This is a genomic window from Mesorhizobium sp. WSM4819 (assembly GCF_055811215.1).
Genome location: NZ_JBVVQO010000001.1, coordinates 111,995 through 136,957 on the forward strand (window position 1 = coordinate 111,995; position 24,963 = coordinate 136,957).

At 61.6% G+C, this 24,963-nt stretch carries 24 protein-coding genes; 4 read left to right on the forward strand and 20 right to left on the reverse strand.

The annotated features are described in order from the left end of the window. Nucleotides 1–5 precede the first annotated feature (5 nt). The 14 genes from fabZ to AC0L18_RS00565 all read right to left on the reverse strand — a co-directional run bounded on the left by fabZ (nt 6) and on the right by AC0L18_RS00565 (nt 14,094). Nucleotides 6–464 carry a 3-hydroxyacyl-ACP dehydratase FabZ gene (gene fabZ / locus AC0L18_RS00500; RefSeq protein WP_292484378.1) on the reverse strand — a complete coding sequence of 153 codons (459 nt, stop codon included), beginning with the start codon at nt 462–464 and terminating at the stop codon, nt 6–8. 1 nt (nt 465) lies between these two features. Then, a complete protein-coding gene (lpxD, locus tag AC0L18_RS00505) occupies nt 466–1,524 on the reverse strand; it encodes a UDP-3-O-(3-hydroxymyristoyl)glucosamine N-acyltransferase (protein ID WP_287222067.1) in 1,059 nt (352 codons plus the stop codon). 180 nt (nt 1,525–1,704) lie between these two features. Beyond that, complete coding sequence (bamA, locus tag AC0L18_RS00510; protein ID WP_473490198.1) at nt 1,705–4,077, reverse strand: outer membrane protein assembly factor BamA; 2,373 nt, start codon at nt 4,075–4,077, stop codon at nt 1,705–1,707. A gap of 217 nt (nt 4,078–4,294) precedes the next feature. Further along, nucleotides 4,295–5,437 (reverse strand): RIP metalloprotease RseP, encoded by a 1,143-nt coding sequence (rseP, locus tag AC0L18_RS00515; RefSeq protein ID WP_473490199.1) that lies wholly within the window; start codon nt 5,435–5,437, stop codon nt 4,295–4,297. 116 nt (nt 5,438–5,553) lie between these two features. Then, nucleotides 5,554–6,384, reverse strand: a complete 831-nt coding sequence (locus tag AC0L18_RS00520) for a phosphatidate cytidylyltransferase (protein WP_473490200.1) — start codon at nt 6,382–6,384, stop codon at nt 5,554–5,556. After that, nucleotides 6,381–7,112, reverse strand: a complete 732-nt coding sequence (locus AC0L18_RS00525) for an isoprenyl transferase (RefSeq protein WP_236374111.1) — start codon at nt 7,110–7,112, stop codon at nt 6,381–6,383. Before AC0L18_RS00525 ends, AC0L18_RS00520 begins: the two co-directional genes overlap by 4 nt. A 32-nt stretch (nt 7,113–7,144) precedes the next feature. Continuing rightward, on the reverse strand, nt 7,145–7,699 hold the full coding sequence (gene frr, locus AC0L18_RS00530; protein WP_473490201.1) for a ribosome recycling factor: 555 nt from the start codon (nt 7,697–7,699) through the stop codon (nt 7,145–7,147). A gap of 122 nt (nt 7,700–7,821) precedes the next feature. Beyond that, the gene (pyrH, locus tag AC0L18_RS00535; RefSeq protein ID WP_023801221.1) at nt 7,822–8,544 is read right to left on the reverse strand and encodes a UMP kinase; all 723 of its coding nucleotides are present in this window, start codon (nt 8,542–8,544) and stop codon (nt 7,822–7,824) included. A 320-nt stretch (nt 8,545–8,864) separates the two neighbouring features. Continuing rightward, entirely contained in the window at nt 8,865–9,788 is a 924-nt protein-coding gene (gene tsf / locus AC0L18_RS00540; RefSeq protein ID WP_473490202.1) for a translation elongation factor Ts, read from the reverse strand. A 117-nt stretch (nt 9,789–9,905) separates the two neighbouring features. Continuing rightward, entirely contained in the window at nt 9,906–10,703 is a 798-nt protein-coding gene (gene rpsB, locus AC0L18_RS00545) for a 30S ribosomal protein S2 (protein ID WP_027151898.1), read from the reverse strand. A 177-nt stretch (nt 10,704–10,880) separates the two neighbouring features. Then, on the reverse strand, nt 10,881–11,492 hold the full coding sequence (locus AC0L18_RS00550) for a LysE family translocator (RefSeq protein ID WP_473490203.1): 612 nt from the start codon (nt 11,490–11,492) through the stop codon (nt 10,881–10,883). Then, nucleotides 11,489–11,767, reverse strand: a complete 279-nt coding sequence (locus AC0L18_RS00555; protein WP_027151900.1) for a DUF4031 domain-containing protein — start codon at nt 11,765–11,767, stop codon at nt 11,489–11,491. Before AC0L18_RS00555 ends, AC0L18_RS00550 begins: the two co-directional genes overlap by 4 nt. 101 nt (nt 11,768–11,868) lie before the next feature. After that, the gene (locus AC0L18_RS00560; protein ID WP_473490204.1) at nt 11,869–13,167 is read right to left on the reverse strand and encodes a hypothetical protein; all 1,299 of its coding nucleotides are present in this window, start codon (nt 13,165–13,167) and stop codon (nt 11,869–11,871) included. A gap of 99 nt (nt 13,168–13,266) precedes the next feature. After that, the gene (locus AC0L18_RS00565; protein ID WP_473490205.1) at nt 13,267–14,094 is read right to left on the reverse strand and encodes a cell envelope integrity EipB family protein; all 828 of its coding nucleotides are present in this window, start codon (nt 14,092–14,094) and stop codon (nt 13,267–13,269) included. A gap of 138 nt (nt 14,095–14,232) precedes the next feature. On the opposite strand from AC0L18_RS00565, the gene AC0L18_RS00570 reads away from it, so the two are divergent. The 4 genes from AC0L18_RS00570 (at nt 14,233) to AC0L18_RS00585 (ending at nt 17,260) form a co-directional block, all read left to right on the forward strand. Then, nucleotides 14,233–14,697, forward strand: a complete 465-nt coding sequence (locus tag AC0L18_RS00570; RefSeq protein ID WP_473490206.1) for a RidA family protein — start codon at nt 14,233–14,235, stop codon at nt 14,695–14,697. A 7-nt stretch (nt 14,698–14,704) separates the two neighbouring features. Further along, the gene (locus tag AC0L18_RS00575; protein WP_473490207.1) at nt 14,705–15,433 is read left to right on the forward strand and encodes a glycerophosphodiester phosphodiesterase; all 729 of its coding nucleotides are present in this window, start codon (nt 14,705–14,707) and stop codon (nt 15,431–15,433) included. A 56-nt stretch (nt 15,434–15,489) separates the two neighbouring features. Then, entirely contained in the window at nt 15,490–16,707 is a 1,218-nt protein-coding gene (locus tag AC0L18_RS00580; RefSeq protein WP_473490208.1) for a GNAT family N-acetyltransferase, read from the forward strand. Nucleotides 16,708–16,825: 118 nt separating this feature from the next. After that, complete coding sequence (locus AC0L18_RS00585) at nt 16,826–17,260, forward strand: HIT family protein (protein ID WP_091593767.1); 435 nt, start codon at nt 16,826–16,828, stop codon at nt 17,258–17,260. A gap of 87 nt (nt 17,261–17,347) precedes the next feature. Here AC0L18_RS00585 and clpA read toward each other — a convergent pair whose 3' ends face one another. The 6 genes from clpA to AC0L18_RS00615 form a co-directional block, all read right to left on the reverse strand. Beyond that, on the reverse strand, nt 17,348–19,813 hold the full coding sequence (gene clpA / locus AC0L18_RS00590) for an ATP-dependent Clp protease ATP-binding subunit ClpA (protein ID WP_023801213.1): 2,466 nt from the start codon (nt 19,811–19,813) through the stop codon (nt 17,348–17,350). A 6-nt stretch (nt 19,814–19,819) separates the two neighbouring features. Beyond that, nucleotides 19,820–20,146 carry an ATP-dependent Clp protease adapter ClpS gene (gene clpS, locus AC0L18_RS00595; protein WP_023801212.1) on the reverse strand — a complete coding sequence of 109 codons (327 nt, stop codon included), beginning with the start codon at nt 20,144–20,146 and terminating at the stop codon, nt 19,820–19,822. 278 nt (nt 20,147–20,424) lie between these two features. Further along, nucleotides 20,425–22,101, reverse strand: coding sequence for an ABC transporter permease (locus tag AC0L18_RS00600; RefSeq protein ID WP_473490209.1), 1,677 nt, complete (start codon nt 22,099–22,101; stop codon nt 20,425–20,427). Between the two features lie 44 nt (nt 22,102–22,145). Continuing rightward, a complete protein-coding gene (locus AC0L18_RS00605) occupies nt 22,146–23,171 on the reverse strand; it encodes an extracellular solute-binding protein (protein ID WP_473490210.1) in 1,026 nt (341 codons plus the stop codon). A gap of 115 nt (nt 23,172–23,286) precedes the next feature. Continuing rightward, entirely contained in the window at nt 23,287–24,351 is a 1,065-nt protein-coding gene (locus AC0L18_RS00610; RefSeq protein ID WP_473490211.1) for an ABC transporter ATP-binding protein, read from the reverse strand. Between the two features lie 147 nt (nt 24,352–24,498). Continuing rightward, complete coding sequence (locus tag AC0L18_RS00615; protein ID WP_473490212.1) at nt 24,499–24,828, reverse strand: phasin family protein; 330 nt, start codon at nt 24,826–24,828, stop codon at nt 24,499–24,501. Nucleotides 24,829–24,963: the final 135 nt, after the last annotated feature.

Below are 24,963 nucleotides of genomic sequence, written 5' to 3' on the forward strand. Positions count from 1 at the left end.
GATCGTCAGTCGCTCGTGACCATCATCGCCGATATCTCGGCTTCCGCGGCCTTGACGCCGTCGACGAGAGCCTCGCAGGCGAATTTGAGAAGGTTGCCGCGTTTCTTGATTTTCTTCACATGGATCTTTAACTGGTCGCCGGGAACGACCGGTTTACGGAATTTGGCATTGTCGATGGTCAGGAAATAGACGAGCGACGGTTTTTCGGTGCCTAGGCTGCGGATGCAGATGGCGCCGGCCGTCTGCGCCATCGCCTCGACGATCAGCACGCCGGGCATGACCGGCTGATCCGGGAAATGACCTTGGAAATGCGGCTCGTTTATGGTCACGTTCTTGATGCCGGTGGCGGACTCGTCGCCATCGATATCGATGATGCGGTCGATCATCAGGAACGGATAGCGATGCGGCAGGAGCTTCATCAGCCCCAATATGTCGACCGCCTCGAGCGTTGTCGCCGCAACCATCTCAGCTCTTCCCTCCGTCGCCCGATTTGCGCGCCCTGGCCAGTCTTCGCAGAGCCGCGATCTCCCGCATGGCTTCCGCCATCGGCTGCGCCGGGTACCCTCCCCAAATCTCGCCCGCGGGGACGTTGCTCATGAACCCGCTTCTTGCAGCAAGCTTGGCCCCTGTCCCTACCGTCAGATGATCCGCAAGACCGACACCGCCACCCATGGTGACGTTGTCGCCCACCGTTACGGAACCGGAAATACCCGAAAGGCCGGCGATTATGCAATTGCGGCCGATGCGGACGTTATGAGCGATCTGGACCAGATTGTCGATCTTGGTGCCTTGACCGATAATCGTGTCGGACATGGCGCCGCGATCGACGGTGGTATTGGAGCCGATCTCGACGTCGTCCTGGATGACGACCCGGCCGATTTGCGGCACACGCTCCGGACCCTTGGCGCCGGCCACGAAGCCAAAACCGTCCTGGCCGATGCGGGCGCCGCCATGAATGATGACGCGGTTGCCGATCAGCGCGTACTGGATGCTGGCGCCTGGGCCGACATAGCCGTCGCGGCCGAACTGGCAGGAGGGACCGATAACGGCATGAGGAGCAATGACGGTTCCGCTGCCGATAGAAGCGCGAGGGCCGATGATCGCGCCGGCCTCGACGATCGCGCCGACCTCGACGCGCGCCGATGGATCGATATGGGCATGCGGCGAGATACCGGTTTCGCCGGTCATCGGTGCTGGTGTCGCAGCCGCCGGGAAAAGCAGGCGGCCGACCATCGCGAAAGCCTGTTGCGGGCGCGGATGGATCAGAACCGCGATACCCGCCGGCGCTTTGCCGGCAAATTCGGCGGGGCATAGAACCGCCGCTGCTCGCAGCGATTGCATCAGCGCGAAGTTGCGTCTGCCATCGACAAAGACAAGCGCGTGCTCGCCGCCTTCGCTTGCCGGCGCCAAGGCTTCGATCGATCTGTCGGAGAGGTCGGAATCGACAAGCACCGAGCCGGTCAGATTCGCGACTTCGCCAGCCGTATACCGGCGTGATGGCGCGAAGAACACCGGATCGGTCATTCCAGAAGCTATATCCAGCTAGCGCATGACCCCGAAAATCGGAATCGATTTTCGGAAAGGATAATGCGCAAAATCAAAGTCCTGCAACGTCCTATGCGCGTCCAGGAGGATGCGCGGCGCCGTAGTGTCGAATTGCTCTCTTCCGGACCGCTACGGCCCGGAAGTATCGTTGCCCGCCGATCAGAAGCGGGACGATATGCCGAAGTTGAATTCCTGCACGTCGTCGGTGTCCTCCTCGAGGACCGGGATCGCATAGTCGATGCGGATCGGACCAAAGGGCGACGCCCACATCAGGCCGACGCCGACAGAGGCACGCCACTGCATGTCGACCGTCGACTGATCGACCAGTGAAGCATCGATCTTGCTGCCATAGAGCGTCGCCGCGTCGGCGAACACCGCGCCGCGCAGGCCGAAGCTTTCCGGAATGACCGGCATTGGGAACTGGGCTTCCGCCGAAGCATTGAAATAGGTGGTGCCACCAAGATGGTCGTTGGCGTCTTCATTGTCGACCGGGCCGATACCGCCGTAAGCGAAGCCACGGATCATGCGGTCGTTGCTCTGGAAATGATCGAAGATGCGCAGGTCGCCATCGCCGCCGTAGCCTTGGATATGGCCAGCCCCGCCGGAAATCACCGCCACCAGATCAAGCTGCTCGGACAATGTCTGGTAGACGCTGCCACGCGTTGTCACCTTGACGAATTTGGCGTCGCCGCCGAGGCCGGCGAATTCCGTGGTGACATTGGCGAAGATGCCTTCATGCGGGTTCTTCATGTCGTCGATGGTGTTGTAGACCAGGCCGAGACTGACCGACGACTTGAGCCACGGGCTTTCCGCGATGCCGTCCAGGATAGCCGTAGAAATGTTGCATTTGAGGGGGTCGAAGTCGCCGTTGGTCTCGCAGTCTTCGTCGAGCTCGTACTTCTCCTGGGAGATATTGTACGCCAGCTGCGTCGAGATGTCGTCGGTGATCGGCAGGCCGAAGCGCACTGTCGCGCCTAGCGTCTCGCTCTTGTAGTCGTCGCGTTCCCTGGTCCGGTTGAAGACATCGAAACCGGCGGCAATGCGCCGCCCGAGGAAATAGGGCTCGGTGAAGGAGAAGCTGTAGTCGCGCGAATTCTTGCCGCCGCCCGCCGAGAGCTTGATGAACTGGCCGCGTCCGAGGAAGTTGCGTTCGCTGATCGATCCTTCGACGGTCGGGCCTTCGGTGTCGCCACCGCTCGAATAGCCGGCGCCGACCGAGAACTCGCCGGTCGACTTCTCGACCACGTCGACCACCAGCACCACCTGGTCCGGCTCAGAACCGGGCACGGTCGAAACCTCGACTTTCTCAAAAAAATCGAGTGCTTCCAGCCGTTTCTTCGCGCGCTGAATGAGAACCTGGTTGAAGGCATCGCCCTCACTCACGTCGAATTCTCGGCGAATGACATAGTCGCGTGTCCGGTCGTTGCCGCGAATCTCGATGCGCTCGACATAGGCCTTGGTGCCCTGGTCGATCGTATAGACCACTGAAATGGTGTGGTTCTCGAAATTGCGGTCGCCGCGCGGCGTCACCTGGGCGAAGGGATAGCCGGAACCGGCGACCCTCTCGGTCAATGCGATGATGGTGTCTTCGACGTTCTCGGCGTTGTAGACATCGCCCTTGTGGGTTTCGACCACCGACTGCAGCGATGCGCCGTCGACCTCGGGAATCGTGCTCTCGACGCTGATGTCGCCGAAGGTGTAGCGCTCGCCCTCCTGCACGGTGATGGTCACCGTGTATTTATTGGTGGTTTCGTCGAGCTCGCCGACCGCGGAAATCACCTGGAAGTCGGCATAGCCGTGATTGTAATAAAAACGGCGCAGCAACTCCTGGTCGGCATTGAGCTTGTCTTCGTCATAGACGTCGTCGCGCAGCACGTACGAAAGGATGGTCGAGCGCTTGGTCGAAATGACATCGGACAGGCGACGGCTCGAATAGGCGCTGTTGCCGACGAAATTGATCGCGGCGATCTGCGTGCGGCCGCCTTCGTTGATGTTGAACACCACGTTCACGCGGTTGTCGCCGAGATCCATGATCTGGGTGGTCACGGCGGCGTCGTCGCGGCCGATACGCCCGTAGGCAGCCTTGACCGCCTCGACATCGGCATCGAGCGCCTGCTGCGAGAACGTTCCACGCGGCTTCAACTGGACCGCGGCCGCCAGCGCGTTGTCCTTGAGCTTCTTGTTGCCCTGGAACAGCACCTGGTTCACGACCTGATATTCGGAAACCTTGATGACCAGCGTCGAACCGACCTGGTTGATCTGGACGTCCGAGAACAGCCCGGTGCCGAACAGCGCCTTGACCGCCTCATCGATATCGGCGCTGGAAAACGGCCTGCCGGGTTTGATCGTGACGTAGTTGCGGATCGTCTCGGCGTCGACACGCTGATTGCCGCTGACTTCAACTCTTGAAACAACAGCGGCCTCGGCCGCCGATGTGGCAACGAACTGCACTGCGAGCGCACCTGGTACGACCAGGGCGGCGGACAGGGCCACCGCGGACGCGGCGCTCAGAAACTTGGATGCTGCCTTCATCGGGCTTTTGTACCTTTTCTCGAAGTCCCCACGGCGAGAAAACCGGACGTGCGGTAATTTCCCCTACCGTATTAACCGGATTTTCCCTACACGCAAGGCTCCTGGTTAATTTGTATTTACTTAACCCAATTGCGTGGCTTTCGCGTCACGCATATCCCCACGCATGGTAAACGGCGTCTCAACAGTGGCTGTGCTGAAGCCAAATTTCTTCATGATTTCAGCATCCAAACAGGTCGTTCCAGAAAACGAACCCCATGAAGCCCAAGACGAGAAGCAGGCCAGCCCTGTAGCCCAACTCCATCATCCGTTCCGACACCGGTCGCCGAATGATGGCCTCTACGCCGTAGAACAGGAGATGGCCGCCGTCGAGTGGAGGAATCGGCAAAAGGTTCAGAATACCGATCCCGACCGACAGCAGCGCGACAAGTTGCACAAGCCAGTCGAAGCCGAGTTTTGCCGCCTGCCCCGACATCTTTGCGATCTTGATTGGGCCGCCCAGTTGGCATTTGTCTTCGCGACCGACAACGAAACGCTGCAGGAACTGACCGGTGCGCTGAATGATGTATCCGGTCTCCTCGACCGCCGCCCCGACCGCTCCGACCGGGTTATAGGTGATCAGCCTGGGCTGGCCGAATTCCTGGTTGTTGACGACGCCGATCACCGCCACCTTGACCTTGTTGCCCAGCCCGTCTTGCTGCTCCATCAATTCCGGCGTCGCCGTAACGGTGATCTCCTTGCCGTCGCGCAGCATGACGAAGGTGATGGGGTCGCCACCGCGGCCCGAGACCCGGCGCTGGACGTCGGCGAAGGTCTGGACCTTGCTGCCGTCGACGCTGACGAAGCGGTCTCCGGGCAGGATGCCGGCCCTGGCCGCTGGGCTGCCCGCGGTGACTTCAGCCACCATTGGCTCCAGCACGGGCCGGCCATAGGCGGAAAACAGCACCGCGAAGACGGCGATCGTCAGCAGAAAATTGAACAGCGGGCCAGCCACCACAGTTGCCGCGCGCTTCCAGACCGGCTGCGTGTGAAAAGCGATCTTGCGCTCGGCAGCCGTCAGCGTTTCGATCTCCTCCGAACTGGGCTGGCTCGAAGTGGCGTTCATGTCGCCGACGAATTTGACGTAGCCGCCGAGTGGAATGGCGCAGAGTTTCCAGCGTGTGCCATGGCTGTCATTAAAGCCGAAGAGTTCCGGGCCGAAGCCGATCGAAAAGACCTTCACGCCGATGCCGCACCAGCGGCCGACGAGATAATGGCCCATCTCGTGAACGAACACGACGACGGTCAGCACGAACAGGAAAGGCACCAGCGTGCCGAGGACAAAGCCCTCCGTGCTGAAAACCGCGTGAAGAATCTCGTTCAATTCATGTCCTCAAAATTCGTCCGCAGCACGGTGGTACCGCGACTGTGGCATCAATCCAGGCGAATCCATGGCGCATCCTGCGCAGGTCAAGAAACCAGGCCCGGAATCGATGCCGATCAAGCTGGAAACAGCCCCTGTGCCGGATGGTCGGCGGTCGCCGAAATCCAGCCGATGACGTACAGGGCGAAAGCCGCCGCGACAAGCCCGTCGACCCGGTCCATGACGCCGCCATGGCCCGGTATCAGCCTGCCCGAATCCTTGCGGTTGTGGCGCCGCTTCACCCATGATTCGAAAAGGTCGCCGGCCTGGGAGACGAGCGAAAGCACCAGCGCGACGACGCCGAGCACTGCGAGATTGCCGGCTCCGGCCGCAGCGGCCAGAAGCAGCCCGGCAACTACGCCGCCGACGGCGCCGCCGAGCGCACCGCTCTGCGTCTTGCCGGGTGAGATCGACGGCGCCAGCTTCGGCCCGCCGACAGCGCGGCCGACGAAATAAGCTGCTATGTCGGTCGCCCAAACCACCGCGAACAGGAAGAGAATGGCGACGAGGCCGGAATGGTCGCCGTCGCGCAAAAGAGCAAGTGACAGTCCGGAAATGGCGGCATAGGCAAGGCCGGACGCGTCCCACTGTCCCGTTTGATGCATCGAAGTCTGGTGCATCGAAGCCACGACCACGGTGACAACGACCATCACCGCCACAAGAAGCAGCAGCCAGGACGCCGGCAGGCCGGCGACCAAGGCGCCGACGAAAACCAGAAGCAGCGCTTCCGGCAGAAGACCAAGACCCGTGGCGGCGACCGGGCGGCACATTCGCGTCCATTCGTAGAAGATCAGGATCGTCATGGCGGCGCAAAGCATTCGGAAGGGCAGTCCGCCGAGCCAGGTCAGGCCGAGCGTGACGACCGCAAGCACGACGGCAGAAATAACGCGAAGCTGGAGGTTGCTCATCCCTTGGCTGTCACGGCGACGCCTTCAGCGCCAAGCCCGCCGAAACGGCGCTCGCGACCGGCAAAGTCGCGCAATGCGTCAGCCAAATGCTCGCGGCTGAAATCGGGCCAGTAGCAAGGCAGGAAGACAAGTTCGCTGTAAGCCGCTTGCCACAGAAGGAAATTCGACAGCCTGAGCTCACCGCTGGTGCGGATGACCAGTTCCGGATCCGGAATACCCTGGGTGTCGAGAGAGCCGGCAAAGGATTCGGCCGTGATCGCCTCGCTGTCGAGCTCGCCGCGCGCCACCGCCGCGGCAAGCTTGCGCGCGGTGCGCACGATCTCGTCGCGTCCGCCATAGTTGAAAGCGATGACCAGGGTCAGCGCTTCGTTGCGGACGGTCAGCGTTTCGGCCTCTTCAAGCAGGCTCCTGATGTCAGGCTGCAGCCCTGCCCTGTCGCCGATGATCCTGACCCGCACGCCATTTTGGTGCAGTTCGGCGAGGTCGCGGCGGATGAAGATTTTCAACAGGCCCATCAGGTCGCTGACTTCGGACTTCGGCCGCGACCAGTTTTCCGACGAGAAGGCGTAGACGGTGAGGAACGAGATGCCAAGGCCAGGAGCGGCGCGCACCGTGTTGCGCAGCGCCTCGACGCCGGCACGATGCCCAGCAAGCCGTGGCAAGCCACGCGCCTTGGCCCAGCGTCCGTTTCCGTCCATGATGATTGCGACATGCGCGGGGCTTGTCATGTTCTCGCTTTCGAGCCAGCAGTGGCCAGACCCTAAACCTGCATGATTTCAGCTTCCTTATCGGAAAGCAGATGGTCGATGGTGCCGATCATCTCGTCGGTGAGCTTCTGGACCTGGTCGGACCGCTTGCGATGATCGTCCTCGCTGATATAGCCGTCCTTTTCCGCCTTTTTGAGGAACTCCATGCCGTCCCGGCGCACGTGGCGCACGGCGATGCGGGCATTCTCGGCATAACCATGCGAGATCTTGACCAGCTCCTTGCGGCGCTGTTCGTTGAGCTCGGGCAGCGGAATCCTGAGATTGGTGCCGTCGACGATCGGATTGAAGCCGAGATTGGATTCACGGATGGCGCGATCGACCGCACCGACCATCGACTTGTCCCAGACCGAAACCGAAATCATGCGCGGCTCCGGCACCGACACGTTTGCCACCTGGTTGATCGGCATGGTGGTGCCGTAGGCCTGCACCTGGATCGCGTCGAGCAGGTTGCTCGACGCGCGGCCGGTCCGCAGCGAAGCCAGATCGTGCTTGAACGCAGCGATCGCCCCGTCCATGCGCCGTTTGAGATCATCGTATTCGCCACTCATCATCGTCTCCTCGACCCGTTAGCCGGATTCACTTCAGGGTAACCCGTATTCAAGCCTCGATCCGAAAACCGGTTCCCGTTTTTCGCCTACGGAAAACCTTCGGTTCGGCATCGGGCTCCCAATCAGTCGTCCGTGACGACCGTGCAACGTCCGCCGCCCCTCAGAATATCACCGAAACCACCCTTCTCGTGGATCGAATAGACGATTATCGGGATGTTGTTTTCGCGCGCAAGTGCAATCGCGGCCGTATCCATGATCGAAAGACCGCGTTTTATGACTTCGCCATGGCTGATGCGCTCGAAGCGGGTCGCATGCGGGTCCTTCTTGGGATCGGCGGAATAGACGCCATCGACCTGGGTGCCCTTGAACAGCGCGTCGGCGCCGATTTCCGCCGCGCGCAGCGCCGCGGCCGAATCGGTGGTGAAGAACGGATTGCCGGTGCCGCCGGCAAAGATGACAACCTTGCCCTGGTTCATGTAGGCGGTCGCCTGGCGCTGCGAAAAGCTCTCGCAAAGCTCAGGCATGGCGATTGCAGACAGCACCACAGCGTCGACGCCGATTTTGTTCAGCGAGGTGCGCAGCGCCAGCGAGTTGATGACGGTGGCGAGCATGCCCATATGGTCGCCGGTGACGCGATCGCCGCCCTTGGAGGCAACGGCCACGCCGCGAAAGATGTTGCCGCCGCCAATGACAACCCCAACCTCGATGCCCAGGGTGCGGGCCTCGGCGATGTCGGCGGCGATGCGATCGACCACCGACACGTCGATGCCGAAATGCTGTTCACCCATCAGCGCTTCGCCCGACGCTTTCAGCAAGACACGTCGGTAGAGGGGCTTCACCGTCATCTGGTCCTCATCATTATGCGTGTGACGCGCCGGGGCGGCTTCCCCGCTCAGGCGCTGCCCCGAAACATTGGCGTTCCGATACACGAAGGGCGCTGCGATGTCACGCGGCGCCGGAACCGGCAAACGCTCTTCCAGCCATTGGCTTACACCGGAAAATGCAACTTGTGCATGCAGAATCTTGCATGAGCAGATCCGGGCATGAGCAGATAGCCAGCCGGCCTGTCGCCGACGCCTGGCCTTCATCGATACCGCGCAAGAAATCGGCCGGGCATCCTCGCGGACACCCGGCCGTAAAGTCGTTCAGAAAGATAGAGTGCGTTTTACTTCTTGACCGCCGCCGCGACTTCCGCCGCAAAATCGGTCTCGTCCTTCTCGATGCCCTCGCCGAGCGCAAAGCACAGATAGGCAGTGATCTTGGCCGGTGCGCCGATTTCCTTCTCGGCGTCCTGCAGCGCCTTCTCGACGGTGATGTCGGGATTGAGCACGAAAGCCTGCTTGAGCAGCACGACCTCTTCGTAGAACTTGCGCAGACGGCCCTCGACCATCTTCTCGATAATCGCTTCCGGCTTGCCGGACTGGCGCGCCTGGTCGGCGAAGATCGCCTTCTCGCGCTCGACCGCCGCCGGATCGAGTTCTTCCGTGGTCAGCGCCATCGGGTTGGTGGCGGCGACATGCATGGCGACCTGACGCGCAAAGGCGTTGGCGGCCTGCGCGTTGCCTGACGTCTCGATGGCGACCAGCACGCCGAGCTTGCCAAGGCCGTCGGCAACCGCATTGTGGACGTAGGTTGCGACGGCGCCCTGCTCGACGGTGAGCTTGGCCGAACGGCGGAAGCCAAGATTCTCGCCAATGGTGCCGACAGCGTCCTTAATGGTGTCGGCAACCGACTTGTCGGAACCCGGATACGGGGCGGCTGCAACAGCCTCGGTCTTGCCGCCATAGGCGAGCGCCACCTTGGCGACGTTGGCGACGATCTCCTGGAAGGCAGCGTTGCGGGCAACGAAGTCGGTCTCGGAGTTGACCTCGACGACCGCCGCCTCACGCACGCCGGAATCGACGCCGATGAGGCCTTCGGCCGCGGTACGGCCGGCCTTCTTGTCGGCCTTGGAGATGCCCTTCTTGCGCAGCCAGTCGACGGCCTCTTCCATGTTGCCGTTGGTCTCGTTCAACGCCATCTTGCAGTCCATCATGCCCGCGCCGGTCAAGTCGCGGAGTTCTTTGACCTGTGCAGCCGAAATGCTCATTGTCGCCTCTTCGTTTAAAATGCACCGACGCACCACCGGTCCTCGATGATGCGCCTGGCGCCAGCGCTCAGCGCGCCAAAATATGAGAAAGATGAAGGCCGAAACCGGCCTTCGCTGTTACGCTTCCGGTGTCTGGGCGGCCGGTGTCTCGGCGGCCGGCGTCGGCTCGAGTGCCGGCTCGATCGGAGCCTCGGCCAAAGCGCCGACGTCGACGCCAAGCGCGCCCTGCTGGCGAGCAATGCCGTCGATTGCAGCCTTGGCGATCAGATCACAATAGAGCTGGATGGCGCGGGCCGCGTCGTCATTGCCCGGAATCGGGAAATCGATCTTGTCCGGGTCGCAGTTGGAATCGATGATGGCGACGACCGGGATGCCGAGACGCTTGGCCTCGAGGATGGCGATCGCTTCCTTGTTGGTGTCGATCACGAACATCAGGTCTGGCGTCGAGCCCATGTCCTTGATGCCGCCCAGCGCCTTGTCGAGCTTCTCGCGCTCGCGGTCGAGGTTGAGGCGCTCCTTCTTGGTGAGCCCCTGGGCCTCGCCAGCCAGCATCTCGTCAAGCTTACGCAGGCGCTGGATGGAGTTCGAGATCGTCTTCCAGTTGGTCATCATGCCGCCGAGCCAGCGGGAGTTGACATAGTACTGGGCCGAGCGCTGTGCGGCGTCGGCGACGATGTCGGACGCCTGGCGCTTGGTGCCGACGAACAGCACGCGGCCACCCTTGGCGACGGTGTCGGAAACCTGCTTCAGCGCCTGGTGCAGCAGCGGCACCGTCTGCGAGAGGTCGATGATGTGGATGTTGTTGCGGGCGCCATAGATATAGGGCGCCATCTTCGGGTTCCAGCGGTGGGTCTGGTGGCCGAAGTGAATGCCAGCTTCCAAAAGCTGGCGCATGCTGAAATCAGGCAGAGCCATTCTTATGTCCTTTTCCGGTTAGCCTCCACGGACACAGGCATTTCTGGACTTTGTCCTCGAACGCCACCGGAGGTTTCAGCCGGATTTCTCCCGGGCAGACACCAAAGTCCGTGTGTGGAATGAGCGCGCATATAGAGGGGATGCGCGGCAAACGCAAGCGCTGCGGTGTCTTGCGGCTCAGCGTGCGGCGATCAGCGCACCGGTGCCGATCATGGCGCCGCCGGCAAACCTGTTCATCAAGCGCATCCGCCTTGGCATCTTGAACCAGCCCGACGCCTGCCCGGCAAGCACCGCATAGACGCCCATAGTGATAATGTTGACGCCGATCACGACCGTAACCACGAGCAGCCCCTCAGCGAAGTTCATTGCATTGAGATCGAGGATCAACGGCATGATGGAGGCGTGGAACAGGATCGCCTTGGGATTGCCCAATGCGATGGAGATGCCGAGGTAAAACGATCGAGACAGTCTTGCCTGCGTAACCTCCAGTCCATTCGATCGCGCGGAAGCCGATCGCCACATCCTGATGCCAAGAAACATCAGATAGGCTGCACCCGCATATTTCAGGATGAGAAAAACCCATTCGAAGGTCTGTGCCAGTGCCACGAGGCCGAGCAGCGCCAAAGTCACCAGCACCGCGTCGCCGGCGGCGATACCGAGCCCAGCCAGGAACGCGCGAACGAACCCGCGCGAGACGCCGTTGGCAATGACCGTGAATACCGCCGGGCCAGGCGTGGCGGCGGCAAATGTGATCGCAGCGCAGTAAGCCAGAAATGCCGTCAACGTCATGGTCGTATCTTCCCCTTCGGCACCCGGACCCGCCGGAAAACAGCAACGATCTCCTCGCGGCTGCATTCGACGGCGCCTAGCCGCACCGCGCGGTCGCGCTCGAAGCCGGTTATGTCATAGTGCGGCGCCGATGTCTTCGGCGGCCCCTGATAGGACGAGCGCTTGACGCCGAGCTGTGCCGCAAAACGATGCAGCTCATCGGTGTCGTCGGCCAGCAGGTGACACCAGCGGTGGCCGACCCATTTCCAGATCGCCGCGTCGACATAGACCGCCATGAGGCTTGCCGCACTCCTTCATCTTGCGCCGACCAGCGGAGCCGCAGCTCACCCGCAGCCGAAATTCAACGTCAGCGATGCCAATGCTAGAGATGCCAATCCTAGCGATGATAGAAGGGATTCGGATAGAAAATGAAGCTGCCGGCGGCTTCGAGTTCGGCCACGGTCGTGGTGATGGTCTCCTGCATGCGCCGGTGCAGTTCGGCGAGGGCATCGTCGATAGAGCCCGGAAAGGCGTGCAATCCCAACGGCTCCGGCACCCGGATATGCGCGCAGCGCGGCCCGGCCGGTTGCGGTACGAAGCAATTGACCGTGTCGCGCAGCGTGCCCTTGCAATAATCGTTGCGGATACGCTTCAGATGCTCTGCGATCTCCTCTTGCGCAATGCGCGGATTGGCTGAGGCCCACGGTCCGACGCGTTGGAGACGCTGGATCGTGTCCGCCAGCGAGCGGATCTGTTTTTGTCGCTCGGCGTCGCCGGTGCCTTCCCGCAGCCAGCGGCGCGCCCGGCGCAAAAGCTCGGCGATCTCGCCGGCGCCGGGATCGACCGAAATACCCTCCCCCAGGCGCCGGCTCAATTCGAGCAGCAATTGCTTGTGTCGCGTAGCATACGAAGCCCGTTCGTCGGGCGCCATGCCGCAGGCAATCTCATCGCGCGACAGCAGCGTCGCATAGATATGGTGGATGCGCTCCGGCAGCGTATCGGCGGCACGACGCTCAATCTTCAGGCTCTTCTCGACATAGGCGCATTCCTGCGCCAGCGCCGGCTCGACATTTTTGGTGAAGGCGAGCTTCCAGACAACCGGCGCGATCCAGACGTTGAAATCCTGATCCGTGACGCGACCGCGCTTGAGCGCTTCGAACCCCATCTCGACCGCCCCCGGAAGAAGCGGAGCGACGACATTGCCATGCCAGCCGACGCCGCCTTCGGGATGCAAGAGAACGCCATTCCCTTTCAGCGCCCAGGCGATCGAGTGTTCCTTGGCAGCGCCGCTGTTGCCGGGTATCTGGGCGATCAGATTGTTGGCCAGCCAGAATTTCTGCATGATCCGGCCGAGGCCGTTGACGACGCCATGCGTGGCCCAGGATGCCGCGAGCGGACTGACCCGCGAGACGATCTCCTTGTCGATCATCCAGTCGGTGAAGAATTCCGGATGGTTGGGCGTGATGAACGTTGCCTTGCCTGCGCCGCAACAGGCCTTCAGCCGCTGCCGGTCGTCGTCGGGAAAGTCGATATGGCGGACATTGGCGACACCGCGCAATCCGGCCACGCGGTTGAACGGCAACAGGTCGCGAAACCCGGGAATGCCACGCAGCATGACGACCCGGTTGACGACAGTCATGATCCTGATCAGCGCCGGATTGGGCGTCGGCGCCACGAACACATCGATTTTGCTCAACCCACCCCCCGATCGATCCCTCGGCGTAGAGGTTGAAATGCAATTGCGGCGTGTTCAAGTCATTCGCCGCCGCCTTGCGGGCGTGGCTAACCCAGGGCTCTATTTCGGCGGACAGGGTTTCGTCTGATCGAACAGCGAAAGATTGACCAGCTTGCCGGTCATCGAGAAGTCGTTGTAGTCCATGAGCAGGTCGCGCGTGATGCCGTTCTCATGCAGCTTGAAGCTGATCCGGTATTCCGGCACCTCCTCGCCTGACTTGTCGGTGCTGTCGAAATAGGCGATGTCGACTGGCCAGTATTTGTCGGTGGCGAGTTTTGCCAGTGCCGGCACTTCCGGATCGGTCTTGTCGGCATCGGCTTTCTTGCCGACGACGACGGTGGTGGTCATCACCTTGTTGGCATCTTCCGAACCGTCGAACAGGTTGGTTTCGTAGAAATTTTCGCCCTTTTCGGCCTTGTCGATCAGTTCGGCCAGATGCTGCGTCGGAAACTGTGTAACCGGCAGTTCGACGCTGCTCTTCTCCGGCTTGTCGATGTCGACCTTGAGGCCGTTTGTCTCCTTCGTCGCGGTGCCCTTGACCTCCTTGTCGAGAGTCTGGTCGACAAAGGATTTTGTCACGAACGAGAAGGTCTTGCCTTCGGCGTCCTCGAAAGTGGTCGTCTGCTGGTCGGTCAGCCTTGTATTCTCGTTGGTGACGATCTGGGTGACGAAACGGAACTTCACCGTATAGCCTTCGCAAGGCGAGCCGTTGAACTCATAGACCATGCGGCCGGAAATGCCGGTGATGCCGGAGCGGTCGGAGGCCTTGTCCAGGGTCAGATCGTAAACCGCGCGATGCGCCTGCAGCGCCGGTACGGCAAAAGCCGGCGCCATCGAGAACACCGCTGGCAGCAGGACAGCGTGGAATGCGAGGCGTGTTGCGCGCATGAGGGGCTCCGATCATCGCGCCTGATGGCAGGCCGCAGGGAAAGAGGGTCCAGCTTAAAAAAAGTCGTGGCGGAAGCGAGGCAAAAATTGCAATTTCGGCCCGGCCTGCGCAGCGTCATCAAGCAATAGGGAAATACCATGAGTGAAACAATCGAAAAGCGGCTAAGCGATCTCGGCGTGACGCTTCCGGTCGCTGCCGCGCCCGCCGCCAACTACGTGCCCTATTGCAGATCAGGCAATCTGCTGTTCATCGCCGGACAACTGCCGCTCAGCGAGGGCAAGCTGCAGGCGATTGGCCTGCTCGGCCGTGACGTCGACATTGCAATCGGCCAGGAAGCGGCAAAATACTGCGCGATCAACATATTGGCGCAGGCCAAGGCAGCACTTGGCGATCTCGAGAAAATCCGCCGCGTGGTGAAGATCACCGTCTTCGTCGCCTCGGCGCCGGATTTTTTCGAGCAGCACCTGGTTGCCAACGGCGCCTCGGATCTACTGGTTGCAGTGCTCGGCGATCCCGGCAAGCATGCCCGCGCCGCCGTCGGTGCCGCCTCCCTGCCGCTTAATGCCGCAGTGGAAATCGAAGCCATCTTCGAAGTCGAATGAGCCCGGCATGACCGACCTTTCCTGGCTGACCGCCCGACCCATTGCCCATCGCGGCCTCCACGACATGAACAAGACGCGCTGGGAGAACACGCTTTCCGCCTTTGCCGCTGCGGCTGAACGCGGCTATGGGATCGAATGCGATGTGCATCTGTCGTCAGACCGCATCCCGGTGATCATCCACGATGGCGATCTGAAGCGGCTGACCGGCCAGGACGGTTTCGTCTGGCAGCGCACGGCAGCAGAAATGACGGCCCTCAAGATCGGCGGCACATCAGATCGTCTGCCGACGCTGCAGCAGGCCCTCGACCTGGTCGATGGTCGCGTGCCGGTGATCGTCGAACTGAAAGGGGTTCCCGGCCGTGACGAAGGCTTGGTGGAAAGCGTCGGCAAGATGCTCAAGAACTACAGGGGCAAGGCGGCGATCATGTCGTTCGACCACTGGCTGATCCGCGACTTCCCAAAACACGCGCCCGGCATTCCGGGCGGGCTCACCGCTTATGGCAACGAAGTCAAGCTGATCGAGGCGCATTTCGCCATGCTGGCGCACGATATCGCCTTCGCCTCCTACGCCGCCGGCGACCTGCCGAACCAGTTTGTCAGTTTCGTGCGCGAAAGGCTCAAAATGCCAGTCATCACCTGGACCGTGCTCGACCAACCGGCGGTCGACCTGACCTTCAGATATGCCGACCAGATGACGTTCGAAGGATTTGAGCCGGATCTTGTGCAGGTCGCCTGAACCGAGCTTGCATGAACTGAGCTTGCATGGACCGGCACGGAGCTTAAATAGGCCTCATGGATCAAGGCGATGAAGGCGACGGGCAAACGGCGAATGAAGCGTATGCGATCCGGGTTGCCTCCGGCATCGGAGCCTTCACCTGCGCCGAATGGGATGGCCTCGGCGGGACCTCACGCGGCGATATAGAAAACGGATACAACCCAGTCGTTTCATTCGCTTTTCTGAGCTCGCTTGAGGATTCCGGCTGCGCCGTGCGGCGCACCGGCTGGCAGGGCCATCATCTCAGGCTCGAGACAGCGCAGGGAAAGCTGCTCGGTGCCATTCCCTGCTACCTGAAATCGCACAGCCAGGGCGAATATGTATTCGATCACGGCTGGTCGGACGCGTTCGAGCGCGCCGGCGGGCGTTACTATCCAAAACTGCAATGCGCCGTGCCGTTCACGCCGGTCACCGGCCCTCGCCTGCTGGTCAACAAGGACGAGGACAGTCGCGCCGTGAAGGCCGGCCTGGCAGCCGGCCTGAAGGCGGTGACGGAAAAACTCGGCGTTTCCTCCGCGCATGTGACTTTCGCGCAGCTGAGGGATGTCGAAGCGCTGGAAGCGGCGGGTTTTTTGCACCGCACCGACCAGCAGTTCCACTTCTTCAATGAGGGCTATTCGACCTACGACGATTTTCTCGCCACTCTGGCATCGCGCAAGCGCAAGGCGATGAGGAAGGAGCGGCGCGAGGCGCTCGGTCACGGCATCTCGATCGACTGGCTGACCGGCAAGGACCTGACCGAAAGGGTCTGGGACGACTTCTTTGCCTTCTACATGGATACCGGCAGCAGGAAATGGGGGCGGCCCTATCTCAGCCGCGCGTTTTTCTCGATGATCGGCGAGCGCATGGCCGACGACATCCTGCTGGTGATGGCCAGGCGCAATGGACGCTACATTGCCGGCGCTATCAATTTCATCGGTTCCGATGCGCTCTACGGGCGCAACTGGGGCTGCATCGAGGACCACCCCTTCCTGCATTTCGAGGTCTGCTATCACCAGGCGATCGACTTCGCCATCGACCGTAAGCTGAAGGTGGTCGAAGCCGGCGCACAAGGCGAGCACAAGCTGGCGCGCGGCTACAGGCCGGTGACCACGCATTCGGCGCATTACATTGCGCATCCCGGCTTGCGTAACGCGGTCGCCGACTATCTCAGGCGCGAGCGCCGCGAAGTGGAGCGGATGGCCGGCTATCTCGAAGAGCACACCCCGTTCCGCAAGGATCTGGCGGACGATTAGAGCTTTGTGCGTCCAATTGGACGCACAAAGCACGCTCGAAAGCATCGTAGTTTCCGAAGATCGATTCCGATTGTCGGGTCGATGCGGTAGGAACAACGCACAATCCGGAGCGCACGCCATGGCCGAACAAACCACCTACGACAGCAACAATATCTTCGCGAAAATCCTGCGCGGTGAAATCCCGTCGCATCGCGTCTATGAAGATGACGCGGTTGTCGCCTTCATGGATGTGATGCCGCAAGGGCCGGGTCATACGCTGGTTGTACCGAAGGCGCCGTCGCGCAACCTGCTTGACGCGGATCCGGCAACATTCGGCCCACTCTTCGCCGTCGTGCAAAAGGTGGCGGTGGCGGTGAAGAAGGCCTTCGGCGCCGATGGCGTCACCATCCTGCAGTTCAACGAGCCCGCTTCGGGCCAGACCGTCTACCACCTCCATGTCCACGTCATTCCACGCTTCGAGGGCATCCCTTTGAAGCCGCATAGCGGGCAGATGGAGAAGCCGGAAGTGTTGGCTGAGAATGCTGGCAAGATACGGACGGCGCTGGCAAACTGATGCCGGGCGTCGCGCGTTCAGCCACCCACCAGCTCTTCATCCAGCGAAAAAAGCCCCGTTTCCGGGGCTTTTTTAGCATTCAGGCCATCATCCCTTGCGGGGCAGTTGCGGCACCAGGCTGCGCTTGCTGCCGTCCTTGCCCTTGGGCTCCGCCTTCTGCGCGACCGCCTTTTTCGCGGCAGGCTTCTTGCCGGCAGCTTTCCTGGGCTTCGGCGTGTCGTCCGGTTCTTCCTTCTTCGGCTTGACCGGCGCCTCGTCGGCGAGTGACTCGAGCTTCAGCCCGGTTTCGCCGGTCTCCTTCTTGTCGACGGTGACACGCACCGTGCCGCCCTTCTTGAGCTTGCCGAACAGCACCTCGTCGGCCAGCGGCTTCTTGATGTGCTCCTGGATGACGCGGCCGAGCGGCCGTGCTCCCATGCGCTCGTCATAGCCCTTCTCGGCCAGCCAGGCGATCGCCTCCTGCGACAGGTCGAAGGTGACGCCACGCTCGGAGAGCTGGGCCTCGAGCTGCATGACGAACTTCTGCACCACCTGGTGGATGACCGGCACCGGCAGCGAGCCGAACGGGATGATCGCATCGAGACGGTTGCGGAACTCCGGCGTGAACAGCCGGTTGATCGCCTCGACATCGTCGCCTTCGCGCTTGGTCGAGCCGAAACCGATAGCCGCGCGCTGCGCATCCGAGGCGCCCGCATTGGTGGTCATGATCAGGATGACATTGCGGAAGTCGATCTGCTTGCCGTTGTGGTCGGTCAGCTTGCCATGGTCCATGACCTGCAACAGGATGTTGAACAGATCCGGATGCGCCTTCTCGACCTCGTCCAGCAACAGCACGCAATGCGGATGCTGGTCGACGCCGTCGGTCAACAGGCCGCCCTGGTCGAAGCCGACATAGCCGGGAGGCGCACCGATCAGCCGTGAGACGGTGTGGCGTTCCATATATTCGGACATGTCAAAGCGGATCAACTCGACACCGAGCGAGGCCGCGAGCTGCTTCGCCACTTCGGTCTTGCCGACGCCGGTCGGCCCCGAGAACAGGTAGGAGCCAATCGGCTTCTCCGGTTCGCGCAGGCCGGCCCGCGCCAGCTTGATCGCCGAGGTCAAAGCCGTGATCGCGGTGTCCTGACCGTAGACGACGCGCTTCAGCTCGATGTCGAGACCGGCCAGCACCTTCTCGTCGTCGGCGGAAACCGTCTTCGGCGGAATGCGGGCGATGGTGGCGATCGTCGCTTCGATCTCCTTGATGCCGATGGTCTTCTTGCGCTTGGCCTCCGGCACCAGCATTTGCGAGGCGCCGGTCTCGTCGATCACGTCGATCGCCTTGTCCGGCAGCTTGCGGTCGTTGATGTAGCGCGCCGACAGTTCGACCGAAGCCTTGATCGCCTCAGCCGTGTAGCGAACCTTGTGGAACTCCTCGAAATACGGCTTGAGACCCTTCATGATCTCGATGGCGTCCTCGATGGTCGGTTCGTTGACGTCGATCTTCTGGAAGCGCCGCACCAAGGCGCGGTCCTTCTCGAAGAATTGGCGGAACTCCTTGTAGGTGGTCGAGCCGATGCAGCGGATCGTTCCCGACGACAGCGCCGGCTTCAACAGGTTCGACGCATCCATGGCGCCGCCAGACGTCGCCCCTGCCCCGATCACGGTGTGGATCTCGTCGATGAACAGAACCGCGCCCGGATAATCCTCGAGCTCCTTGACGACCTGCTTCAGCCGCTCCTCGAAATCACCGCGATAGCGGGTGCCGGCCAGCAATGTCCCCATGTCGAGCGCGAAGATGGTGGCGTTATGCAGCACTTCCGGCACGTCGCCCTCGACGATGCGCTTGGCAAGGCCCTCGGCGATCGCCGTCTTGCCGACGCCGGGGTCCCCGACATAGAGCGGATTGTTCTTGGAGCGGCGACACAGCACCTGGATGGTGCGGTTGATCTCGGACTCGCGGCCGATCAGCGGATCGATCTTGCCGGCCTTGGCCTTGTTGTTCAGATTGACGCAATAGGCGGTCAGCGCGTCCTGCTGCTGCTTTTTCTTGCCGCTGTCCTCTTGCGGCTCGGCGCCGCTCTGGCCCTGCTCGTCATCGGCGCCACGCGGCGACCGCGTCTCGGATGCGCCGGGCCGCTTGGCGATGCCATGCGAAATGTAATTGACCGCGTCGTAGCGGGTCATCTGCTGCTCTTGCAGGAAATAGGCGGCATGGCTCTCGCGCTCGGCAAAGATGGCAACGAGCACGTTGGCGCCGGAGACTTCCTCGCGGCCGGACGACTGCACATGGATCACCGCGCGCTGGATGACGCGCTGGAAACCGGCCGTCGGCTTGGAATCCTCGTCATAGCCGGTAACGAGATTGTCGAGCTCAGTATCGATGTAGGTGAGAACCGTATGCTTCAACTCGTCGAGATCGACGTTGCAGGCGCGCATGACCGCGGCCGCCTCGGTGTCGTCGATGAGCGCGAGCAGCAAGTGTTCAAGGGTTGCGTATTCGTGGTGCCGCTCATTGGCGAGCGTCAGCGCCTGGTGAAGCGCCTTTTCCAGGCCTTGGGAGAAAGCCGGCATGTTACCTCACTTCTTCTCCATCACGCATTGCAGCGGATGCTGATTCTGTCGGGCGAAATCCATGACCTGAGACACTTTGGTCTCGGCCACCTCGAATGTATAGACCCCGCACTCGCCCACTCCATGATTGTGAACATGAAGCATGATGCGTGTGGCGGCTTCACGGTCCTTCTGGAAAAAACGCTCCAGCACGTGAACCACGAATTCCATGGGCGTGTAGTCGTCGTTGAGAATGAGGACCCGATATAAGCTAGGCTTCTTGGTCTTGGTTTTGGTGCGCGTGATGACGGCCGTGCCGCGACCGGTCTCGTTGCCGTCGCTGCCGTTTTGCATCCGCACCACATCTGTTGTGGCAGTCAAACCTGTCGTCACGTAACCCTGCCTTTTCGAATCCCCATGCGCGTTCGACATGTAGGTGTTCGATGAATGATTTTAAGCCCTTCTGTTTAGCTGACAATATGGCTAGGTGGCCAAACTTGACCGATTTTTCGAAATCGTGAAGGCAGCAGAGCCCCTGATTTCAAAATCGAGGGCATCGGCACGATCCGACAGGCGTGGAGCGGATGCGTCAGCCAACAGACGCGCTTTAATGCATGTCGCGCAGGACACACTCAGGATTTCCATCGTCCAACACGAGCGAGAACAGCGACAGGCAAGGTGCCGACGAGGACTATGGCAAGTGCCGCGATCGAGGCTTCCTCGTAGGTCCCGCGCGCTGCCTCGCCGTAGAGATGCGTCGCCAGGGTCTCGAAATTAAGCGGCCTCAACAGAAGCGTCGCCGGCAACTCCTTCATGCAATCGACAAACACGAGCAAGCCCGCAGCGACGAGCGACGGTTTCGAAAGCGGCAGAAGAATATGCCGGAATGTGCCAGTCACATTCTGGCCGAGGCTGCGCGCGGCGTGATCGAACGAGCGCGGAACCCGGCTGAAGCCCGCCTCGACCGAACCGACCGCAATCGCCAGGAAGCGTGCGACATAGGCGTAGCCGAGCGCTGCTCCGGACCCTATCAGGAGCAGGCCGGTTGGCGCGCCCAGCCATGCTAGCGCGGTTCGGTCGATCATCTGATCGAGGGCCGCGACGGGCAACAATATTCCGATGGCCACCACGGTGCCGGGCATCGCATAGCCGACCGTGGAAATCCGCTGCAAAGCCGCCGTGACACGGCCGGGAAGCGAGCGCGCCGTATAGGCGATGACCACGCCGAAGAGCAGGATGGCGAGCGTGGCCATGGCCGACAGGGTGACGGTGTTGAGCGTTTCCGACAAGAGCCGGGGCGACAGCCCTGCGAAACGGACGCGCTTCCACGCCTCGACGGCAAGATAGCTCGCCGGGGCGATGAACCCGATGAACACCGGCAGAAGGCCGAGCGCAAAAACCACCAGACCGGAAACGGTGCCGAGACGATGCGGTGTGAAACTCCGCGCCTTTTGTGCGCTCGACCAATAACGCTGACGACGGCGCGCCCAACGCTCGATGGTGACGAGCGCGACCACCAATGACAGCATGGCGAGCGCAATCTGCGCCGCGCCCGGCAGGTCGGACCGCGTCACCCATGTCGTGTAGACCGAGACCGTCAGTGTCTTCACGCCCAGGAACTCCGAGGCACCGATGTCGTTCAGCGCCTCCATCAGCGCGAGGCTGACGCCGACGGCGATCGCCGGACGCGCCAGCGGCAGCGCAACGCGCCAGAAGACGCCGCCTTTGCCACTTCCAAGCGTGCGCGACACCTCGACCAGATTGGCCGCCTGGGTGAGAAACATCGCCCGCGTCGTCAGGTAAACATAGGGGTAGAGCACGAAGCCGAGCAGCACGATGCAGCCGGCCATCGACCGGATGTCGGGAAGGCGGAATTCGTGTGGGCTGGTGAAGCCAAGTGCCACTCTGAGCGCACCCTGGACCAAGCCGATCGGATGGAGAAGATCGAGATAGACGTAGGCGATTATGTAGGTCGGCACCGCGAGCGGGAGGAGCAGCGCCCATTCGAGAAACCTGCGGCCGGGAAAGTCATACGCGGTGACAAGCCAGGCCGTCGAGGCGCCAAGAAGCGTGACGAGGACACCGACGCCGACGAGCAGCGCCGTGGTCTGCTGGAAGGCCTGTGGCAGCACATAGGCGAGGAGATGCGGCCAGAGCCCGCTCGATCCCCGCAGCGCCTGCCAGATAAGGGCGAGAACCGGAGTGGCCACCAGCACAGCGACAAGCACCGTCGCCATGACCCACAGTCGCCCGGACCTGTACCGGGCGACCTTCACAGTGGAGGCTCTTCGCAGGTCGACATCCGACATCGGGAGATCACCGGGCGCAGCACTGCCCACGCCCGGATCGCCCATCAGTTGTCGAAGCCGACCTTCTCGGCCAGTTCGCTTGCCTGCTTGCGATGCTTGACGATTTCCGTCATCGGCACTGGATCGACTTTCAACGCGCCGAACGAGGTGATGATCGGGTCGATCGGAGCGCCGGCTTTGACCGGGTATTCGAAATTTGCCTTGGCATAGAGTGTCTGGGCGTCGTCGGAGACCAGATATTCCAGCAGCTTGACCGCCTCACCCTTGTTCGGCGCATGCTTTGCGACGGCCGCGCCGCTGACGTTGACCTGCGTGCCGCCATCCTTGAACGTTGGCAGGACGACCTTGATCGCGTCGCCCCAGGCGACCTGCTCCTCACCGCCCTTGCCGGAGCGCATCAGTCCGACGTAGTAGGAATTGGCGATGCCTATCTGGCAAATGCCGCCGAGGATGTCCTTGGCCACATCGCGGTCGCCGCCGCCCGCCTTGCGGGCGAGATTCCCCTTGACGGCGGCAAGCCATGCTTCCGTCGCCTCGGCGCCGTTATGTGCGATGTAATCGGCGAAAAGAGCGGTGTTGTAGGGATGCTGGCCGGACCGGATGCAGACCTTGCCCTTCCATTTTGGATCGGACAGGTCCTCGTAGTTGAACGCGGCAAGATCGAGATCCTTGGCCGCGTAGAGTACGCGGGCCCGCATCGACAGAGCAAACCAGTTGTTGGCCGGGTCACGCAGGTTCTCCGGGACCGCGGCTTTCAGAACATCTGATACGACCGGCTGCGTCAGGCCTTTTTCGGCCAGGTCAGCGAGGTTGCCGACATCGACCGTCATGAGAATATCGGCAGGTGAGCTTTCCCCTTCCGAGGCCACACGCTCCGCAAGACCATCTTTCATGAAGACTGTATTGACCTTGACGCCGCTCGAGGCGGTGAAGGCGTCAAGCAGCGGCTGGATCAGCCCAGGCTCACGCGTGGTGTAGATGTTCAGTTCGGCCGCCATGGCGCTGGCCCCGCCAGCGAGGGCGAAGACGCCGCCCACCAGGGCGAGTCGCAATGTGGAAAGGCTCTTCATGAAGCGGTCCTCCATTAATTGATTGGTGCCGCCGGCATTGGTTGACAGCCCGGGAATTGCTCGATCATATGTGACTAATTTAGTCAAGTTACTTTGCGACCAAAGCGCTTGCGACTTATGCCGCAGCGAATATCAGGACGCCGCGTGGATCTACGGTCAGGTGGATCGGCTCACCCGGCTTTACATCGATCCGGCTGGTGGTGCGCAAGCGCAAGAGGTCAGCAACGCCCTCGATCCTGACCAGCAATTGTTCGATCTCACCCAGAAAAGAGCGGTTGACGACAAGCGCCGGCAGACCTTCGTCGGGACCTGAAAGGGAAACAGCCTGCGGGCGGATGCAGGCAAACGCCTTGCCGCCTTCCGGAAGATCGAGCCGGGCTGGAAAGCTGCCCAGCACCGTTTCGACCCGGCCATCGCGGTAGATGCCCTCTACCCTGTTGCACGGGCACAAGAATTCGGCGGCGTAGAGTGAGTTGGGATGATCATAGATATCGTAGCCCGTCCCGACCTGCACAACCCGCCCCTCCTGCATCAGCACAACCCGGTCACCGACGGAAAGGGCCTCCTCCGGGTCGTGCGTGACGAGGATCGCCGTCGTCCCCAAGGCTCTCAACGTTGAAATGGTCTCCTCGCGCACCCGCTCCCGCAGGCCACGATCAAGGTTCGAGAAAGGCTCGTCCATCAGCAGGATGACGGGTTTTGGGGCAAGCGCCCGCGCCAGTGCGACTCGCTGCTGCTCGCCACCTGAAAGCGTGTGTGGGTAACGGCCGGAAAGCGCCTGGATGCCGATTCGGGCGATCACCTCGGCCGCACGGGCGCTCGCCTCGCGCCGCGACAGCCGCTTGAGACCGAAGGCCACGTTCTCCTCGACGGTCAGGTGCGGGAACAGGGCATAATCCTGGAACATGAATCCGATGTTGCGGTCTTCGGGCTCGACAAAGCTGTTCGCGCCCGCGATCTCAATGCCATTGAGCAGAATTCTTCCGCTGTCCGCAGTATCGACGCCTGCAATGATCCGCAAAAGCGAGGATTTGCCGCAACCGGACTGGCCGACCAGGCAGACGATCTCTCCAGGCGCAATCGACAGCGAAACGTCATCCAGCGCCTGGGTGTCGCCGAAGCATCGGCTGATGTGTTCCAGCGTTAGCGGAGCGCCGGCATCATTTATCGACCCATGCATCATTCGCCCTCCGACACGCTGGCTCATAGCTGTTTAGATCAGCGTCGATCGGCTGGAAACTTGATTGCCATGAAAAAACCCGGCCGCACGTTCGCGACCGGGTCCGTCTTGCTGGCCCAAGGGCCGTGTTCACATCTTGTAGCGAGATTATTTCGCCTTTGCGACGATCGATTCGAACGGCTTGTAGGCTTCCTTGGCGAGTTCGGCATAGAGATCACCGATCTTGGTGGCTTCGGCGACGAAGGCTTCGTACGACTGCCTGGCAAAATCGGACTGGATCTCGATCGCCTTCTCCAGCGACTTGGCCGACAAAAGTCTCTCGGCTGCTGCGCTGCCCGCCTCGAAGCTTTTCTTGGTGTACTCGCCCGCCTCGGTGGCGATGGCCTGCGCGCCCTTGGAAAGGGATGCGAAGCTCTTCAAGCCGCTATCCGCAAACTCCTTGCCGTATTTGCTGAAATCTTCATAGGTCTGGGTCATTTACGCAATCCCTTGCCAGTTGTCCTTGAGCGGTGGACGCGGCCTTTTCCCAGGCCGCGTTGTGCAATGCAAGTAATATATTGTGCACTGCACAAAAGTCAAGTTTTTTACCGAGTGCAGGTTTCACCGGGGTGC